Origin of the sequence: Hyphomonas beringensis, from assembly GCF_000682755.1 — a bacterium.
Lineage (GTDB): Bacteria > Pseudomonadota > Alphaproteobacteria > Caulobacterales > Hyphomonadaceae > Hyphomonas > Hyphomonas beringensis.
This window is the reverse complement of the sequence record NZ_AWFF01000001.1, coordinates 130,972-149,653: the sequence shown is the minus strand read 5'-3', so window position 1 is coordinate 149,653 and position 18,682 is coordinate 130,972. Positions and strand designations below refer to the sequence as shown.

Sequence of the window (18,682 nt, the reverse complement as noted above, 5' to 3'; positions counted from 1 at the left end):
CTTAGTCCCCCTTCTTCTTGTACATGGCCAGCATGCGCTGGGTGACGAGGAAGCCGCCGAAAATGTTCACGCTGGCGAGAATCACGGCGACCGTGCCGAGGATCTTGGAGACCCAATTGTCAGAGGTGAGGCCGAGCGTTGCCGTGGCAACCAGCGCGCCAACGATGATGACGGAGGAGATGGCGTTGGTCACAGCCATTAGCGGAGTATGCAGGGCCGGAGTTACGCTCCAGACGACATAATAGCCGACGAAGCAGGCCATGGCGAAAAGGGCCGCAAGCAATACAGTGGAGTTGATGCCGCCGGCATCAGCGAACGCGGGCAGCGCAAAGCTGGCCGCGGCAAGCGTCAGGAGTGCGCGCTTCATGATTTGATCCTTTCGTTCACCGTCTCGCCGCCCTTGGTCAGGAGCATGGCGGTGACGATTTCGTCTTCGGTGTCGAGATTGAGGCTGCCATCCTCGGCCGTTACGAGCGGCAGGAAGGCGAGCAGATTCTTTGCAAACAGTGATGAGGCATCTGCGGGCAGACGCGCGGGCAGGTTCGAGAAACCGGCCACTTTCACGCCGTTCACGTCAACAACCCGATCCGGCTCGGACAGCGGACAATTGCCGCCCTGGCTGACGGCCATATCGACGATAACTGCGCCGGGCTTCATGGTTTTCACCATGTCTTCCGACACGAGCACCGGGGCCGGACGGCCCGGAATCAGGGCCGTGGTGACGACGATGTCTTGTTTGGCAATATGGTTTGCGGTCAGTTCGGCTTGTTTTGCCTGATACTCTTTCGACATTTCCTTGGCATAGCCGCCAGCCGTTTCGGCGGCCTTGAACTCTTCATCCTCTACCGCGATGAACTTTGCGCCCAGCGAGGCGACTTGTTCCTTGGCGGCGGGGCGCACATCCGTGGCGGTCACAACTGCGCCCAGACGGCGAGCGGTTGCGATGGCCTGAAGACCGGCAACACCTGCGCCCATGACGAAGACTTTGGCCGGGGCGATGGTGCCTGCGGCGGTCATCATCATCGGCATGGCCCGGCCATAGATCTGCGCGCCTTCGATCACGGCGCGGTAACCGGCCAGGTTTGACTGGGATGACAGGGCATCCATGCTTTGGGCTCGCGTGATGCGTGGCGTGAATTCCATGGACAGGGCCGCAATCTTCCTCGCATTCAGCGGCGCAGCGTCCAGACTTGATGGCTCCATCAGGGCGATCAGCGCGACGCCTTCCGGCAGCGTAGCCATTTCATCGGCTTCGGGTGCACGCACCTTGAAGACGATGTCGGCACCGGATGCAGCCGACGCGGCATCCTTCGCTATGGTCGCGCCGACTTCAGAAAAGCTATCGTCAGGGAAACCTGCGATAGTGCCCGCGCCGGACTCAATTGTAATCGAGTGGCCATTGGCCACCAGCTTCTTGACGGTTTCTGGTGTAGCCGCCACACGGGTCTCACCAGATCGCCTCTCCCTCAGAACAGATATTTTCATATGTCTGGGATAGAGGAAAATTCTTGCGGCACACAACTAATATTTTTTATTCGGAGGGCATGAGATTGTTCAGTTTATCTAAAAAGACGGCTTTGGTTACCGGGGCGTCCAGTGGGCTCGGTCGACATTTTGCCGGAGTTTTGGCCGAGGCTGGCGCCCAAGTTGTCCTCGCTGCGCGCCGTCTGGAGAAGCTGGAAGAGGTTGCGGCAGAGATCGAGAAGAAGGGTGGCAAGGCCCTGCCGGTCGCCATGGATGTTACATCCGAAGATAGCGTTTCGGGTGCGTTCGCCGAAGTAAAGGAAGCGCTGGGCCATCCTTGCGACATTGTCGTGAACAATTCCGGCATGTCGCGCGAAGGCTGGTACTGGGAGATGGAGGAGAAAGACTGGAACACCGTCATCGACACGAACCTCACCGGCGTGTGGCGCGTGGCGAAGCATGGCACTAAGGCCCTGATGGATGCGGGCCAGGGCGGCTCGATCATCAACATTGCGTCGATCACCGGGCTGGGCACGTCGCAGATGATTTCCGCCTATGCGGCCTCGAAGGCGGCTGTTGACCATCTTACGCGCAACATGGCGGTGGAATCAGCGCGCTATGGCATTCGCGTAAACGCCATTGCCCCCGGCTATTTCAAGACAGCCATCAATGATGAATTCCTGGATTCCGAGTATGGCGAGAAGATGCGCAAGCGCGTCGTGATGCGCCGCTTCGGGGAATACAAGGAACTGACGGGGCCGTTGCTGCTGCTGGCGTCTGATGAGGGCAGCTATATGACGGGGGCGACCCTTGTTGTGGATGGCGGGCACAGCCTGTCACCCCTCTAGACCTTCGTAGAATAATCAAAACTATAAAAAGTGGGGCTGAGCCGCCGAATCGAATCAGTCCCACAGATTATGTTAGGTAAAGATTAGGCCTCTTGTGAGACAAGTTCCGTAGACCTTTCGGAGACTTGATTTATGGCTTTGCCAAACCCCAAACCCGAATTGCACGAAGATGGATTCGTAGCGGAAAATACAGGCGAGAACAGCCGGGCCGCTCCAGAGCAGACATTTGATGCCAGCGCTCATGGAAAGTCCCCGGCACGTTATCTTCAAGCCCGTATCGCTGAAGAGCTTGCGGTCCCGAAAGGGCCAAGCATTCGCAGTTCACTCTCAACCATTCTCATTCTGTGCCTGGCGATGAGCGTTGCTGCTCTGAGCGTCTACAGCTTGGGTTGGATTTAGGCATCCGCCGACCAATTCTGACAGATAAAGGGCCATAACTGGCCTTCACCCGATTTAACCCTAAACTTCAGAGACATCACTCGCCTATTCCGTCTCAAGGAGCCTTTGCCCCATGCGTGTAAGAAAAGCTGTTCTTCCGGTTGCCGGATTCGGAACCCGAGTTCTTCCGGCCACGAAAGCCATCCCGAAAGAGCTGTTGCCGGTCGTCGACCGTCCGGCCTTGCAGTATGTCGTGGACGAAGCCCTGGAAGCCGGGATCGAGCACATTGTCTTCGTGACGGGCCGCAACAAAGGCGCGATCGAGGACTATTTCGATATTCCTTACGAGCTGGAAGTCGCGCTGGAGAAGAAGGGCAAGGACGCCATTCTGGAGCAGGTGCGCGCAACCACTCTGCCAGCAGGTGCTGCCAGCTTTGTACGCCAGCAGTCTCCGTTGGGGCTTGGGCATGCCGTCTGGTGCGCGCGGGACATTATCGGCAATGAGCCATTCGCCATTCTTCTGCCGGACGTGATCGTCAAGGCACAGCCTTCCGGCCTCGCCCAGATGGTGGAAGCCTACAACAAGGTAGGCGGCAATATCGTCGCCGTGGACCCGGTGCCGATGGAACGCGTCTCGTCTTATGGCGTGATTGCGCCGGTCTCTCGTGACGGTCGTCTGATCAAGATGTCAGGCATGGTTGAGAAGCCACCGGTCGAGAGCGCGCCATCCAATCTCAAGATCACAGGTCGCTATATTCTGCAGCCGGAAGTGTTTGGCCTTCTGGAAGACCAGGACCCTGGTGCAGGTGGTGAGATCCAGCTGACCGACGCCATGGCGCGCCAGATGGAAAGCCAGGATTTCTATGCCTACGAGTTTGACGGCAAGGAATATGATTGCGGCTCCAAGGCCGGCTATTTCGAAGCTGTTCTGGCGCACGCCCTCGACAATGAAGAGATTGCCGACGCGGCCAAATCTCTGGTCAAGCAATATGCGAGCAATCTGTAACACATTGTGGCTTTTCAGGATGGGGTAATGTGGCTAATCCGACCACATGTCCCAAACTGATCTTCCCGAATTCAAAGATGTCGCCGCAGCCGAAAACCGGGTGCGCGGCGTTGCGCGTGAAACCCCAGTTCTGACGCACCCTGCGCTTGATGAGCGTGCAGGGGCGACGGTCTTGATCAAAGCAGAGTGCCTGCAAGTGACGGGTAGCTTCAAGATCCGCGGCGCCATGAACCGGTTATCACAGATACCCCATAGTCAGCGTACGGCAGGTGTGGTCGCGTTCTCTTCCGGCAATCATGCGCAAGGCGTTGCGCGTGCGGCGCGGCTGCTGGGTATGCCAGCGCTGATTGTGATGCCGAAGGATGCCCCCCAGATCAAGGTTGATGGCGTCAAGGCCGATGGCGGCGAAGTCCATCTGTATGATCGCAACTCTGAAAGCCGGGAAGAAATATCCGAGCGCATTGCGGCGGAACGCGGCGCGGTGCTGGTGCCGAGTTATGATGACCCGCACATTATTGCAGGGCAGGGCACAGCCGGCATGGAATTCGCGCGGCAGGCCGAAGCGCTGGGCGGGCCGCTGGACCATCTCGTCTGTTGCGCAGGCGGTGGCGGCCTGACGAGCGGCATTGCGCTTGCCATGGAAGGCCTCTCTCCGGAAACGTCCATCTGGACAGCTGAGCCGGAAGGCCATGATGACTGGGCGCGCTCTCTGGCGAGTGGAGAGCTTTGCCACAATGCGCCGGGCACGCGGTCTATCTGCGATGCGATCCTGACGCCGTCACCAGGCGAGAAATATACTTACGCGCTTGGTAAACGTCTGTTCGCGGGCGGTATGGTTGTTTCTGACGATGAAGTGCGTGAGGCCATGCGTCTGGCCTTCCGCTATCTGAAGATCGTGGTTGAGCCCGGCGGAGCGGCGGCCCTGGCGGCCGTCTTGCGCGGTGTTCCCGAGGGAATGAAGGGCAAACGCATCGGGATTATGGCGACGGGCGGCAATGTTGATGCTGAAACCTATGCGAGTATAATTTCTCCTTAAGGTGTATGCGGTATTGCGCAGGCCGGGTTAACTCCGTGGTTTTGGACCTTTCAGTATGGTTAACGCGCCGTTCTGCAAGCGGCGCAGATTTGCCTGCAGGTCTTCAAGAGACCTTATAGCCTTCTGATTCATGATGAATGCTGATGAGAGCGCATTATGCGCGCAAGAGGGCATTCAGAATGAAAGTGACTCCGCTTTTAAGTCTGGGACTATCTGCGGTGCTGGGGATCGGCGCAGTCTTTCTGGGCCGCTATTATATGACCGCTGACAATAATGACGCCGCCGCGCAGCCGCAAATGGCCGCCGTCGAGATGGCAAGTGTTCTGGTCGCAGCGAACGCAATCGAGCCGGGAGAGGAAGTCACCGGTGCGCAGGTGCGCAGCGTCGAATGGCCTGCCAATGCCGTGCCAGAAGGGGTTTTGCGAAACGCCGCTGACTTGGAAACCGTACGCTATGCGCGTGGCCTGATTTTGCCGGGCGAACCGATCATGACAGCCAAGCTGGATGAGGCGAGCAATCTGCTGACATTGGCCGCTGCGATTGAGCCGGGTATGCGCGCCGTGGCAATCACGGTTCGGAGTGATACAGGCGTTGCCGGGTTCGTGCTGCCAGGTGACCGTGTGGACGTGAACGAATTCATCGAGAAAGAGCCTGGCGACACGGCCCGCTTCCAGGATGGCGACCAGATGCGGGTCTCAGGCAAGATGGTCGCCCGGCCTGTTCTGCGCAATGTGAAAGTGCTGGCTATCGATCAGACCTTCGAGTCCAACATGGAAGGTGCGGTCCCGTCCAATACCGTAACCCTGGAAGTCACGCCCGAAGGTGCCCTCGCCCTTGGCGCAGCGGGAACGCAAGGCGCTTTGGGGCTGGCGCTGATCGGTCGTGCGGAAGAGGCGGACGTTGTGTCTGTCGTGAAAGCCGAGCCCAAACGCACGATTGTGCGACGTGCACCGACGCGGGCAACTGCGCAGCGTACGACCAATGTGCGCGTTATTAATGGTGACAAGGAAACCCAGATTGATGCCCCGGTTTCCAAACCCAAAACCCTGGCAGAGGAGGCGAGCTGATGACTGGTCTGATGCGTATCGCCGCCTGTGCTCTGGCGTGTTTAAGCCTGACCATACCGGCCTTTGCCTGGACGGAGCGCACCTCTGCCCCCGAGGCGCAAATTCTGGTGCTGGAAAAGGGACGCTCTACGGTCATTGAGGCAGATGAAGCCTTCGCCACGCTGGTCGTGGCAGACCCCGAGATTGCCGAAGCCATGGCAACCTCCAACCGTTCTTTCTTTTTGCGCGGCAAGGTGCCGGGCTCCACAACCGTTCTTATCTACAATGCCGAAGGGGAGATTTCCGAACTGATCGACGTCGAGGTAGAACTGAGCCTTGATGAGTTGCGCAGTGATCTCGGCAATCTTTTGCCGGGTGAAGATATATCCGTGTACCCTGTGCATGATGGGGTGTTTCTGGATGGCAAGCTGACCACGGCTGCGGCAGCCGAAATGGCGGTGCAACTGGCTGAGCGCTACGTGCCGGGCGGTGTCGCCAATGGATTGTCAGTCGGGCAGAGCCAGCAGGTGCTGCTGGAGGTGCGCTTCCTGGAAGCCAGCCGCACAGCGGTGAAGGAAATCGGCTTTGGCAATACGATCGACGCCAGAGACGTTTACACCTCAACAGAGTCCAGCTCGATCTCCGGTCTGGCTTCGAAGACGATTGCCCTGTTCACCAATGTGGGCGGAGAGAATATCGACATTCAGCTGCGCGCGCTGGAAGCCAAGGGCATCATCCGTACGCTGGCAGAGCCAAACCTTGTGGCGCTTTCCGGTGATACGGCCAGCTTCCTGGCCGGGGGTGAATTCCCCATTCCTGTGGCCACCAGTAATGGCGAGATCACTGTCGAGTTCAAGAAGTTCGGCGTCAGCCTGGATTTCACCCCGACTGTGCTGGGGGATGGGCTGGTGAATTTGCGCGTACGGCCGGAAGTGTCGCAATTGGACCGGGCGAATGGTATTCGCGCGTCCAACATCGAGATCCCTGGAATTTCCGTGCGCCGCGCAGACACGACTGTTGAGCTGCATGACGGGCAGGCTTTTGCAATCGCCGGACTTCTGCAGAATGACTATTCCAATGATGTGCGCCAGACGCCCTGGCTGGGCAATGTGCCCGTGTTGGGCTCGCTGTTCTCTTCAAAGCGCTATCAGCGCAATGAGAGCGAACTGGTGATCATCATCATACCGCGCATGGTGCAGCCCGCCGCGCACCCGGAACTGCTCGCCAATCCTCTCCAAGCTTTTGCAGAACCGAGCGATTCCGAGCTGTTCCTTCTGAACAAGACAACCATGCCGCCCGGTGTGAACTAAGGACCGAGAGATGAAAACCGTATCAAGAGCTTTGGGGCTGATCGCCATCGTCTGCCTGCCTGCGGCCTGCGCCACACAGGAGCAGCAGGAAGGCTATCTTCTGGGTCAGGCAACGGCTGACAATATCGCAATGCAGTCTGTTCGCGATGTGGCTTTGCCGAATTCAAAAGCCGTTGAAACCACATCGGGTGTTCGCGCGGCGCAAGCCGTAAAGGCGCTGAATGAGGGCAAGACGAAGGAACTGCGTCAGGCATCTTCCGGCACAACGGGAGGGAGCTGATGTCATCGGCAGCAAGAAAACTGGACGGTGAAGCCGGCTCTGCGCCCTTGCGCCAGATACCGGCGATTGCGGCGCTGGCAGGGCCAGAGATCATGGCGCAATTGCGCACGGTCTGCCGCGATGTGATCGATCTGTCGCAGATGGAGCCCGCCAAAGCCGTGCAGGCCTATGGCGGCGCGCTTCTGTTGCTGGAGCATGGCGTCGCGGGTGTCGAGCAGATTGTGCTGGGCCTGGCCATGGAGCAACCGGATACGGCTGTTCTGATGGTCTCCGATAATTTGCCTGTACACATCGTTCGGGCCCTGATGAAGCTGGGGGCTTCGGATATTCTGCCTGTATCTGCGCAAGCCTCCGATATCGTCGAGGCGGTGGAGCGGTTGAAAGAGACTGCCGAGAAGGCGGAGCAGGGCGGCGATGTTCGCTCCTCTGCGGTCTGCTGGGCGTTCCGCGGCGCTGTCGGCGGTGCCGGGGTGACGACCATGGCCATCGAGAGCGCCTTTGCCATTGCAGAGAAAGTGCGCGGGGCCAAAGTCTGTCTTGTAGACTTGAATCTGGCAGACGGCATGACGAGTTCGTTTCTGGAGGCTGTGCCGAAGCTGGACCTGCCTGCGCTGTCGGCGGCGCCGGAACGTCTTGATGCGCGCCTGTTGGCCGCATGGTGCTATGAGCATCCTGATGGCGTGTCCGTTATCACGGCGCCACGCAATCCAGATGCTGACGCCCTGGGCAGTGAGGCGGCCATTCTACGCCTTCTGGATGTCGCATGCGCAGAGTTTCAATATGTGTTTGTGGACATGCCGCGCCATATGATGCCCTGGACCAAGCCAGTTCTTGGTGCGGTCGATGAGGCGATTATCGTCAGTGAGCTGACTGTGCCAAGCCTTCATGCTGCAGCGGATATGGCGCGCGAGGTGGATATCCTGCGCGGCGATGCGGGCAAGGCCAAACTGGTGCTGAACCGGATGTTCCCCAAGAAGCGATTCCGCGCTGAGTTTGCGGTAGACAAGGCCGAGAAAGCCATCGACCGGAAAATCGATGCAACCATTACCTCTGACTGGGACGCGGCACGTACAGCCGTCAATCTGGGCAAGCCCATTGCGGATGTGAAACCGAAGAGCGCGCTGGTCGCGGATGTCGCAAGTTTTGTGGACTTCCTGTTGCCTGAAGGCGTGTCGGCAAAGGCGAACACGACAGGCAGGAGGCGCGCGAAATGAGCCGATTTGGATTCTCCGGAGGAAGCAGCAAGCCCGAGGAAACTGTCACGCAGACGCAAGTCGTGACGCCTGTTGCCGCGCCAAAGCCGGTTCAGCCCGTGCCTGTTCCGTCAAACGACACAAAAGGCTTTGATCAACTGGATGCGAAGCTGCGCATCCATGCCAAACTGATCGACGAGTTGGACCTTTCCGCCCTCGACAAGCTGGATGACGAGACGATGCGTCGGCGTGTGCGGGGGATCGTGTCAGAGATCATCAAAAAAGAAGACATGGCCATGTCCGCGGCGGAAGAGGCAAGCTTTGCCGACGCTGTGATGGACGAGATGACAGGCCTTGGACCGATTGAACCTCTGCTCAAGGACGACTCCATTGCGGATATTCTGATCAATGGCTGCAATCAGGTCTATGTCGAGCGTCACGGCAAGCTGCAGATTGCGCCTGTGCGCTTTGCCGACAATGACCATTTGCTGCGTATTGTGCAGCGTATTGTGTCCGCGGTGGGGCGCCGCGTTGATGAAAGCCAGCCGCTGGTCGATGCGCGTCTTCTGGATGGCAGCCGTGTGAACGCGGCCGTATCCCCCATCGCCATTGATGGCCCGTTGGTGTCCATCCGGAAATTCTCAAAGTCTCCGCTGACCATGGATAAGCTGGTCGGCTTCGGCGCCATTCCCCAGCCCGTTGCAGACTTTATTCTGGGCGCCGTGAAGTGCCGCGCTTCAACCGTAATTTCCGGCGGTACTGGCTCCGGCAAGACGACGCTTCTGAACGCGCTGTCGTCTGCGATCAGTCCGGATGAGCGTCTCATCACGATTGAGGACGCCGCCGAGCTGCAGCTGCAACAGCCGCATGTCGCGCGCATGGAAACCCGTCCCCCGAATATCGAGGGCAAGGGTGAAATTCGCCAGCGGGAACTGGTCAAGAACGCGCTGCGGATGCGTCCTGACCGGGTGATCCTGGGCGAGGTACGCTCTGAGGAAGCGTTCGACATGCTTCAGGCCATGAATACAGGCCATGAAGGCTCTATGGCCACGATCCACGCCAACAATCCGCGTGATGCCCTGACCCGTCTGGAGCAGATGGTGATGATGGGCGGAATGAAGATCTCTGAAGAAGCCATCCGTGGGCAGATCGCCTCTGCTGTAAACTTCATAGTTCAGGCCACGCGCCTGTCAGATGGCTCTCGGAAGGTCGTGTCCATTGCCGAGATTACCGGCATGGAAGGCGCGGTTGTCCAGATGCAGGAAATCTTCCGGTTCGAGCGCACCGGCACAACCGATGAAGGCAAGGTGCTTGGTCACTTCGCAGCCACGGGACTGCGCCCGCAATTCCTGGATGAGATGGAACGGCGCGGCGTACATATGCCAGCTGGTCTGTTTGATCCGTCAACGCGTTTCTAAGGCCCCATCGACTTGCTCTCACTGCCTGACCTCTCCAGTATCAGCATGGTTCTCGTGATCCCTGCCGTTATGGCGGTGGGAGCAATTTTTCTTGCGATCCAGTCGGTTGTAGGCATGGTCACGAATGCGCAGACTCACCGCATTGTGAACCGGAGGCTTCAGTTCAAAGAGCGTTTTGAGAGTAGCAACGAAGCCATGATCGAGCTTCGCAAGAGCCGGGGACTCGACAAGGACGGCAATCTGTCGATGCCTGTGCAATGGTTCAACCAGCTGGCCGTACAGTCAGGTTTGCCATTCCAGCCCGTGCGCTGGTTTGGCATGGCTGCGATCGCAGGAGCGATTGCCGCGTTCGCCTATATTCGCTTCGTTGGAGGGTGGCCCATCGCTGCAGCGGTTGCGCTGATTGTCTTTATGGCTGGGCCTATTGTCGGGCTTAAATTCGTTGCGGGACGGCGCATGAAAAAGCTGTCCCAGCAATTACCGGATGCGCTGCAGATTGTCTGCCGCAGCCTTGAGGCGGGTCACCCCGTTGCCACGGCCGTGGCGCTGGTGGCGCGCGAGATGCCTGATCCTATCGGCACGGAATTCGGCATGGCGGCGGATGAGGTTTCCTACGGCATGTCGCTAACCAATGCCGTGCAGCGCATGGCGATCCGCGCAGGGGACCCAGATGTCGAGCTGTTCTCGGCAACCGTGCGCCTGCAGGAGCGCACAGGCGGCAATCTGTGCGAATTGCTGAAAGCCAACACCACAACCATCCGTGAACGTCAGACCATGCGCCTGAAGGTCAAGGCTGCTTCCTCCGAGGGGCGTGTCTCTGCCATGATCCTGACGGCGGCCCCCTTTATGGTGATGGGGGCAATCCACACGCTGCGCCCGGAATTCTATGGCGATGTGATTGACGATCCGCTGATCAAGATTGCGTTCCCGGCCCTATTCATCTGGATGGCGATTGGAAATCTGGTCATGCGCAAAATGATCAATTTCAAGATGTAGGCGGGGAGGATAGATGAGCTTTTCTCTCGCAACCCTTATCCCCATCGTGATGTTGGCGCTGGCCGGTTTCCTGGCTTTGCCTGCCATTCTGGCTTTTGTGCGCAGCTGGCGCGCCAAAGAAGATCTGGAGCGCCGCCTGGAGCGCAGGGATTCCCGGCCGCGCGAGGATGCGCCCCGAAATGAAAGCCGTATAGGCCGCGCCGTCATCGGGCTGGCCAACAAGGCAACCCCGCAAAATGAAGAGGCCGTCAGCGCGGTGCGAGGCAAGCTGAACAAGGCGGGCTTTACTGGGCCCAATGCCGTGGGGCGCTATTATGTGGCGCGGCTGGTGTGTCTTGTCGTGCCGCCTGTCCTCCTGCTGTTCGCGCTGCCCTATCTGAACCTGTCCGGCATGATGATGCTGATGGTTGCCATCGGAGTGGTGATTGTCGGGCTGCTGGCACCTGACTTCTATCTCTCCAACAAGGCAAAACAACGCGAGCAGATGTGCTCGGCTGGCTTCCCGGACATGATGGATCTTATGGTAGCGTGTGTTGAGGCGGGCCTGAGCCTGGATGCGTCTGTACAGCGGGTCGGGGAAGAGCTGGAAACACGCCATCCGATCATTTCCGGATATATGCGCACGCTGTCTCTGGAGCTGAGAGCGGGCAAGCCGCGCAAGAATGCCTGGCGCGCCTTTGCGGATCGGATGGCCATTGAAGAGGCTGGATCGCTGGCCACAATGCTGCGCCAGGCTGAGGAAATGGGGACAAGTCTGGGCCAGACCCTGCGAATATTTTCGGCTGATATGCGTCAGCGCCGCATCCTCGTTGCAGAGGAGAAAGCCATGGCTTTGCCAGCGAAAATGACCCTTCCTTTGATTTTCTTCGTGTTTCCAGTACTTATGGGGGTGTTGACCCTGCCTGCCATCGTGAAGATGCAAGGCGTGTTTTAGTGAAATCGTTGCTAGGCGAGTCAGCCTGGCATTGCTAACTAAGGGCCATGAGCATGACATATCTCGACTTCGAAAAGCCCATTGCGGAGCTGGACGCGAAGATTTCCGAACTGGAGGCGCTTGCCGCCAGCAAGGATGGTCCGTCAATCAAGGACGAGCTGACAAAGCTGAAGGCCAAGTCCACAAAGCAGCTGAAAGACCTGTACAAGGATCTGAACGCATGGCGCAAAACCCAGGTGGCCCGGCATCCGGACCGTCCGCACTTCTCTGATTTCATTGAGAACGTCTTCGAGGATTTCGAAGAACTGGCGGGTGACCGTGTGTATGGCAATGACGACGCCATTGTTGGCGGTCTTGCGCGCTTCAAGGGCCGTCCTGTCGTCATTATGGGTCACGAGAAGGGCCGCACCATCGAGAAGCGCCTGAAGCACAATTTCGGCATGGCGCACCCGGAAGGCTATCGCAAAGCTGTCCGCCTGATGGACCTGGCCGAGAAATTCGATCTGCCGGTGCTGAGCTTCCCGGATACGCAAGGCGCCTATCCCGGCAAGGGCGGTGAAGAGCGCGGCCAGGCAGAAGCCATTGCCCGCGGTACCCAGCGCGGCCTTTCCCTGGGCGTGCCGTTCGTGACGCTGATCATTGGCGAAGGCATGTCTGGCGGTGCCATCGGTATCGCAGCAGCCAATAAGGTGCTGATGATGGAGCATGCCATCTATTCCGTGATCTCTCCGGAAGGCTGCGCATCGATCCTGTATCGCGATGCCGGCAAGGCCAAGGATGCTGCCGAAGCGATGAAGATCACTGCGCCGGACCTGTTGAAGACCAAGGTTATCGACGATGTGGTGAAGGAGCCTGTCGGCGGCGCACATCGCGATCCGAAGCGGGCCATGGCAAATGCGGCCAAGGCGCTGGATGCGGCGCTGAAAGAGCTGGAAGGCATGAGCCCGGCTGAGCTGCGCACCCAACGCAAGGAGCGTTTCTACGCCATCGGCCGCGAAGGGCTGTAGTGCCGTAGGCCCGCTGGCCTGACAGAATGCCCGAGAAGGACTGGATCTCCAGCTATTTCGCGCCGCTGGCCCGCTCATCCGGGGCTGCGGGGCTTATGGATGACGTCGCCGAATTGAGCCGGGCAGGCAGCGCACCTGTGGTGGCGACTGTCGACGCGATGGTGGAAGGCGTTCACTTCCGCGCCGATGATCCGCTCGGCTCTGTCGCGCGGAAGCTGGTCCGTGTGAATGTCTCCGACATCTATTCTGCCGGGGCTTTGCCCGCTGAAGCCCTGCTGACACTGGGCTGGCCTCAGCAGAGGCCGGAATCTGACCTTGCAGACTTCGCCAAGGCCCTCGGGGACGAGTTGGCTGTGCATAGCATCCAGCTGTTGGGCGGCGATACAGTAAGGGCGACTGCGGGCCTGTTCCTGTCTCTCACCCTGACCGGGGTTTGCCAGGGCGCGCGACCCGTGCGGCGCATGGGTGCCAGGCCGGGTCAGGATGTCTGGCTTACGGGGCAGATCGGTGCAGCCTGTCTCGGCTTTGACGCTCTGCAGCGCGGCGATACAGAGGATCGCTGGGTGACCGCGTATCGGGAGCCTCAACTGCCCATCGCCCGCATTGCGGGGCTGGTTGGCCAGCACGCTTCAGCAGCCATGGACGTATCGGATGGCCTGCTCGGAGACGCTGCACAGATGGCAAAAGCGTCCGGATGCGGGATTGAGATCAATCTCGAAAATATTTCTCTCGCCGGGAATCCTCGTGATCTGTCTGAAGCTCTACGGCTCATGACATGGGGCGATGACTATCAGGTCCTGTTTTCAGCCGAAAAAAACAAGCGGGACGAAATCCTCTCCCTCGCCGCTGACTCTGTAATGGATATTGAGATTATTGGCGAAATGACCGCTGCCCCTGGCTTGAGGGCTTTGTGGCAGGGGGATCGCGTTAACCTCCCCGAAACCCTCGGCTTTGAGCATGGATGGTGAGGATCTGGGCTGACTCGCCCTTTAAGCGAGCGATATTGCCTATAATGAACAGGGCGGGCAGGCTAGATACCTATAATAAGCAGTACATGATCAGGGTATAACCTGGCGTTGAAGTCTGTTTTTAAGGGAGGAAACCTAACCCATGTGGTATTATCTCGCTCTAGCAGCGGGCGTCTTGTCAGTCCTTTATGGCTGGCTTCAGATCAATTCGATCATGAAGGCCCCGTCGGGTGACGCGCGAATGCGCGAAATCGCTCAAGCAATTCAAGAAGGCGCTAACGCCTATCTCGGCCGACAATACCGGACGATCGCCATAGTCGGCGTCGTCGTTGTTGTGCTTCTGGCTGTCGCATTTCGTAACTGGCATGCACCGCTCGGCTTTATTATTGGCGCTGTTCTTTCGGGCGCTGCCGGTTTCATCGGCATGAAAGTGTCTGTTCAGGCAAACGTGCGCACGACGGAAGCGGCCAAGTCTGGCCTCAATGCCGGGCTTAAGCTGGCGTTTAAATCCGGCGCGATCACAGGCATGCTTGTGGTCGGTCTCGCGCTGCTGGGGATCGTGATCTATTACGGCCTGCTGACCATGGTGGTTGGTCTCGACCTTACGGTTGAGGAAGAGAAGCGCCAGATCATCGACTCTCTTGTTGCGCTCGGCTTCGGTGCGTCTCTGATCTCGATCTTTGCGCGTCTTGGCGGTGGCATCTTCACCAAGGGCGCGGATGTCGGCGGAGACATGGTCGGCAAGGTGGAAGCAGGCATACCGGAGGATGATCCGCGTAATGCTGCGACGATTGCAGACAATGTGGGCGATAATGTCGGTGACTGTGCCGGTATGGCGGCTGACCTGTTCGAGACCTATGCCGTGACGCTGGTTGCGACCATGGTGCTCGGCGCGATCTATTTCGCAGGCTCCAGCTACATCACCGAGATCATGCTTTTGCCGCTGGCGATTGCCGCAGTCTGCATCCTGACATCCATCGTTGGCACGTTCTTTGTGAACCTCGGGCCCGGCAAAACAGATGTCATGGGCGCGCTGTATAAAGGATTGATCGTGACAGGCGTTCTGTCGATTGGCGGCCTGGCACTGGCCATCGCGACCGTCATGCCGGCCGGCTTCGGCGTCATGGATGGTGCAGCAGCTGAATTGGGCCTGACCGGTGAGATCACCGGGCTGGACCTGTTTATCTGCGGCGTGGCCGGTCTGGTCGTTACCGGGCTGATTGTTGTCATCACGGCTTACTATACCGAGACCAAGTATCGGCCGGTGCGGTCTGTCGCAAAGGCATCCGAGTCCGGTCACGGCACAAACGTGATCCAGGGGCTGGCTGTGTCGCTTGAATCTACGGCGCTTCCCGCGCTCGTGATCATTGCGGGCATTATCCTGACCTATAATCTGGCTGGCCTGTTTGGCATTGCCATCGCAACGACGACCATGCTGGCCCTGGCCGGGATCATCATTGCACTGGATGCCTTCGGCCCGGTGACGGACAATGCGGGCGGGATCGCCGAGATGGCGGAACTGCCATCAGAAGTGCGTGACACGACAGACGCGCTCGACGCAGTGGGCAATACGACCAAGGCCGTAACCAAGGGCTATGCCATTGGCTCAGCCGGTCTTGGCGCGCTCGTTCTGTTCGCGGCATATTCGGAAGACCTCAAATACTTCTCGGCGCGCGCCGTGGAGGGGGATTTCTTCTATAATGTCTCCGTCAACTTCTCGATCGCGAACCCTTACGTTGTGGTTGGCCTTCTGTTTGGCGGTCTGTTGCCCTTCCTGTTCGGTGGCATGTCGATGATGGCCGTTGGCCGCGCAGCTCAGGCTGTGGTCGAGGAAGTGCGTCGCCAGTTCCGTGAAATGCCGGGCATCATGAAAGGCGAAGTGAAGCCGGACTATGGCCGCGCAGTGGACCTGCTGACCAAGGCCGCGATCAAGGAAATGATCGTGCCATCGCTGCTGCCGGTGCTCTCGCCGATCGTGCTGTTTGCCGTGATCTTCGTGATCGCAGGCAAGGGAGCCGCTCTGGCCGCGGTCGGCGCGATGCTGCTGGGCGTGATCGTGACGGGCCTGTTTGTGGCCATCTCGATGACCTCCGGTGGCGGGGCCTGGGACAATGCCAAGAAGTATATCGAAGACGGCCATCATGGCGGCAAGGGCTCGGAAGCCCACAAGGCTGCTGTGACAGGCGATACAGTGGGCGATCCCTATAAGGACACTGCTGGTCCGGCCGTGAACCCGATGATCAAGATCACGAACATCGTGGCGTTGCTTCTGCTGGCTGTGCTCGCCGGCCTGTAAAAGCCTTTCCTTTCAAGGGGCCCCCGGTGTCAGATCGCCGGGGGCTTTTTCATGCACGTAGCTTATCCATAGATAATTACTATATCATGTCCGGATTGTATCAATTGGTTCTATTCAATTGATTGGGGTATTGTCCCATGATCGCAGACAGATCCGGACCGGAAATCCTGAATATGTTCGCGGAAGATGTATCCAGCCTGGCCGAGCAATCCCGACCAGGTCGCAGCAACCAAATATATATTGGGAGAGTACTATGGACGGAAATGACATGACCCCAGAGGGCAAGTGTCCGGTGATGCATGGCATGCGCGGACGCAGCAACCGCGACTGGTGGCCAAACCAGCTTGATTTGAGCATTCTTCATCAGAACCCCGTACTCGGCAATCCGCTGGGCGGTGAGTTCAGCTACGCCAAAGAGTTCAAAAAGCTGGACCTGAAGGCCATCAAGCAGGACCTTTATGATCTGATGACCGACTCCCAGGATTGGTGGCCGGCAGACTATGGCCATTATGGCCCCTTCTTCATTCGTATGGCGTGGCACAGCGCCGGTACCTATCGGACCGGTGACGGCCGCGGTGGGTCTTCTTCTGGCAGCCAGCGCTTCGCGCCTCTGAACAGCTGGCCGGATAATGCCAACCTCGACAAGGCACGGCGTCTGCTGTGGCCAATCAAGAAGAAATACGGAAACAAGATTTCCTGGGCGGATCTCATGATCCTGGCCGGCAATTGCGCCATTGAGTCCATGGGCGGCAAGACCTTTGGGTATGGCGGTGGCCGTGAAGATATTTTCGAACCCGAGAAAGACATCTACTGGGGCACGGAAATGGAATGGCTTGCAACAAGCGACAAGCCGAACAGCCGCTACAGCGGTGAGCGTGTGCTGGAGAATCCGCTGGCCGCAGTTCAGATGGGCCTCATCTATGTGAACCCGGAAGGCCCGGACGGAAAACCTGACCCGATTGCTTCGGGCAAGGACATCCGCGAAACATTCGCTCGCATGGCCATGAATGACGAAGAGACCGTCGCGCTGACCGCCGGCGGCCATACTTTCGGGAAATGCCACGGCGCTGGTGATGCCGGCATGGTCGGCGCAGAACCGGAAGGCGCAGACATTGCGGAACAGGGGCTTGGCTGGACAAGCAATTTCGGCATTGGCAATGGCGATGACACCATCACCAGCGGCATTGAAGGCGCCTGGACGCCCAATCCGATCAAATGGGACAATGGCTATTTCGACATGCTGTTCGGTTATGAATGGGAACTCGTGAAGAGCCCGGCCGGTGCCTGGCAGTGGCAGCCGAAAGACGTGAAGGAAGAAGACATGGCGCCGAAAGCGCATGACTCCTCCGGCAAGCAGGTCACAATCATGACGACGGCTGACATGGCGATGCGTATGGATCCGGAATATGAGAAAATCTCTCGCCGCTTCCATCAGAACCCTGACCAGTTTGCCGATGCTTTCGCCCGCGCCTGGTTCAAACTGACCCACCGCGATATGGGCCCGGTCTCGCGTTACCTGGGTGAGGAAGTTCCGAGTGAGGAATTGGTCTGGCAAGATCCGGTTCCGGCTGTGGATCATGAACTGATTGATGCGGCCGACATTGCTGATCTGAAAGACAAGATCATGTCTTCCGGCCTGACAGTAGCCGAGCTTGTGACGACCGCATGGGCCTCTGCATCCACGTTCCGTGGCTCAGACAAGCGCGGTGGTGCCAATGGGGCGCGTATACGCCTGGCTCCGCAGAAAGACTGGGAAGTGAACCAGCCGGTGCAGTTGGAGAAGGTGCTGAAACTGCTGGAAAGCGTCCAGAAGGCTTTCAACTATGCCCAGACGGGCGGCAAGAAAGTCTCCATGGCCGATCTGATTGTTCTCGGTGGCTGCGCGGCTGTAGAAAAGGCTGCCAGAGATGCTGGCCACTCTGTTGCCGTGCCATTCACGCCGGGGCGTACTGATGCAACTGATGAGCAGACGGATGCCGATTCCTTCGATGTGTTGGAACCGAAAGCCGATGGCTTCCGCAACTATCTGCAGGTTGAGTATTCCGTGCCCGCTGAAGAGTTGCTGGTAGACCGTGCACAATTGCTGACCCTGTCCGCGCCTGAAATGACTGTGCTGGTCGGCGGCCTGCGGGTCCTGGGCGCCAATCATGCCGGGTCAAAACATGGTGTGTTTACGGAGCGTCCAGGAAAGCTCACGAATGATTTCTTCGTGAACCTTCTGGATATGGAGACGGCCTGGAAAGCCAAGGGCGATTCCAAACACGTCTTTGAGGGCCGTGACCGCAAGACGGATAATGTGAAATGGACGGGGACGCGGGTTGACCTCGTGTTCGGGTCAAACTCACAGCTGCGCGCGCTTTCCGAAGTTTATGCGCAGGAAGATGCCAAGGAAAAGTTTGTGCAGGACTTTGTCTCTGCATGGACCAAGGTGATGGATGCGGATCGGTTCGATCTCGCCTGATCCGGCTATCTGCTGAAACAAGAAGACGGCGCTCCGGGAAA

General features: G+C 58.5%; 17 protein-coding genes. 15 read left to right on the top strand and 2 right to left on the bottom strand.

Going from position 1 to position 18,682, the window contains the following annotated elements:
* Position 1: 1 nt before the first annotated feature.
* Positions 2-367, bottom strand: a complete 366-nt coding sequence (locus HY29_RS00710; RefSeq protein WP_081811152.1) for a proton-translocating transhydrogenase family protein — start codon at positions 365-367, stop codon at positions 2-4.
* Entirely contained in the window at positions 364-1,485 is a 1,122-nt protein-coding gene (locus HY29_RS00705) for a Re/Si-specific NAD(P)(+) transhydrogenase subunit alpha (protein ID WP_034789946.1), read from the bottom strand. The genes HY29_RS00710 and HY29_RS00705 overlap by 4 nt, the downstream gene beginning before the upstream one ends.
* Before the next feature lie 59 nt (positions 1,486-1,544).
* On the opposite strand from HY29_RS00705, the gene HY29_RS00700 reads away from it, so the two are divergent.
* From HY29_RS00700 to katG, 15 genes are all read left to right on the top strand, one after another.
* Positions 1,545-2,312 carry an SDR family NAD(P)-dependent oxidoreductase gene (locus tag HY29_RS00700; protein WP_034789944.1) on the top strand — a complete coding sequence of 256 codons (768 nt, stop codon included), beginning with the start codon at positions 1,545-1,547 and terminating at the stop codon, positions 2,310-2,312.
* Between the two features lie 132 nt (positions 2,313-2,444).
* Positions 2,445-2,711, top strand: coding sequence for a hypothetical protein (locus HY29_RS00695; RefSeq protein ID WP_034789943.1), 267 nt, complete (start codon positions 2,445-2,447; stop codon positions 2,709-2,711).
* A gap of 112 nt (positions 2,712-2,823) precedes the next feature.
* Positions 2,824-3,696 (top strand): UTP--glucose-1-phosphate uridylyltransferase GalU, encoded by an 873-nt coding sequence (gene galU, locus HY29_RS00690; protein ID WP_034789941.1) that lies wholly within the window; start codon positions 2,824-2,826, stop codon positions 3,694-3,696.
* Positions 3,697-3,742: 46 nt separating this feature from the next.
* Positions 3,743-4,732, top strand: coding sequence for a threonine ammonia-lyase (locus tag HY29_RS00685; RefSeq protein ID WP_034789938.1), 990 nt, complete (start codon positions 3,743-3,745; stop codon positions 4,730-4,732).
* Between the two features lie 179 nt (positions 4,733-4,911).
* On the top strand, positions 4,912-5,799 hold the full coding sequence (gene cpaB / locus HY29_RS18145) for a Flp pilus assembly protein CpaB (RefSeq protein WP_162176654.1): 888 nt from the start codon (positions 4,912-4,914) through the stop codon (positions 5,797-5,799).
* Positions 5,799-7,088 carry a type II and III secretion system protein family protein gene (locus HY29_RS00675; protein WP_051600971.1) on the top strand — a complete coding sequence of 430 codons (1,290 nt, stop codon included), beginning with the start codon at positions 5,799-5,801 and terminating at the stop codon, positions 7,086-7,088. The genes cpaB and HY29_RS00675 overlap by 1 nt, the downstream gene beginning before the upstream one ends.
* Positions 7,089-7,098: 10 nt before the next feature.
* Entirely contained in the window at positions 7,099-7,368 is a 270-nt protein-coding gene (locus tag HY29_RS00670) for a hypothetical protein (RefSeq protein WP_034789936.1), read from the top strand.
* Positions 7,368-8,582 carry a CpaE/TadZ family protein gene (locus HY29_RS00665; protein ID WP_034789916.1) on the top strand — a complete coding sequence of 405 codons (1,215 nt, stop codon included), beginning with the start codon at positions 7,368-7,370 and terminating at the stop codon, positions 8,580-8,582. The genes HY29_RS00670 and HY29_RS00665 overlap by 1 nt, the downstream gene beginning before the upstream one ends.
* Positions 8,579-9,979 (top strand): TadA family conjugal transfer-associated ATPase, encoded by a 1,401-nt coding sequence (locus HY29_RS00660; protein WP_034789902.1) that lies wholly within the window; start codon positions 8,579-8,581, stop codon positions 9,977-9,979. Before HY29_RS00665 ends, HY29_RS00660 begins: the two co-directional genes overlap by 4 nt.
* Positions 9,980-9,991: 12 nt before the next feature.
* The gene (locus tag HY29_RS00655; RefSeq protein ID WP_241765098.1) at positions 9,992-10,975 is read left to right on the top strand and encodes a type II secretion system F family protein; all 984 of its coding nucleotides are present in this window, start codon (positions 9,992-9,994) and stop codon (positions 10,973-10,975) included.
* A gap of 13 nt (positions 10,976-10,988) precedes the next feature.
* The gene (locus tag HY29_RS00650; RefSeq protein ID WP_034789899.1) at positions 10,989-11,909 is read left to right on the top strand and encodes a type II secretion system F family protein; all 921 of its coding nucleotides are present in this window, start codon (positions 10,989-10,991) and stop codon (positions 11,907-11,909) included.
* 47 nt (positions 11,910-11,956) lie between these two features.
* On the top strand, positions 11,957-12,916 hold the full coding sequence (locus HY29_RS00645) for an acetyl-CoA carboxylase carboxyltransferase subunit alpha (protein ID WP_034789897.1): 960 nt from the start codon (positions 11,957-11,959) through the stop codon (positions 12,914-12,916).
* A 26-nt stretch (positions 12,917-12,942) separates the two neighbouring features.
* Positions 12,943-13,884 (top strand): thiamine-phosphate kinase, encoded by a 942-nt coding sequence (gene thiL / locus HY29_RS00640; protein ID WP_051600970.1) that lies wholly within the window; start codon positions 12,943-12,945, stop codon positions 13,882-13,884.
* Positions 13,885-14,026: 142 nt separating this feature from the next.
* Positions 14,027-16,180, top strand: a complete 2,154-nt coding sequence (locus HY29_RS00635) for a sodium-translocating pyrophosphatase (protein WP_034789895.1) — start codon at positions 14,027-14,029, stop codon at positions 16,178-16,180.
* A 268-nt stretch (positions 16,181-16,448) separates the two neighbouring features.
* On the top strand, positions 16,449-18,641 hold the full coding sequence (katG, locus tag HY29_RS00630; protein ID WP_034790504.1) for a catalase/peroxidase HPI: 2,193 nt from the start codon (positions 16,449-16,451) through the stop codon (positions 18,639-18,641).
* Positions 18,642-18,682 lie beyond the last annotated feature (41 nt).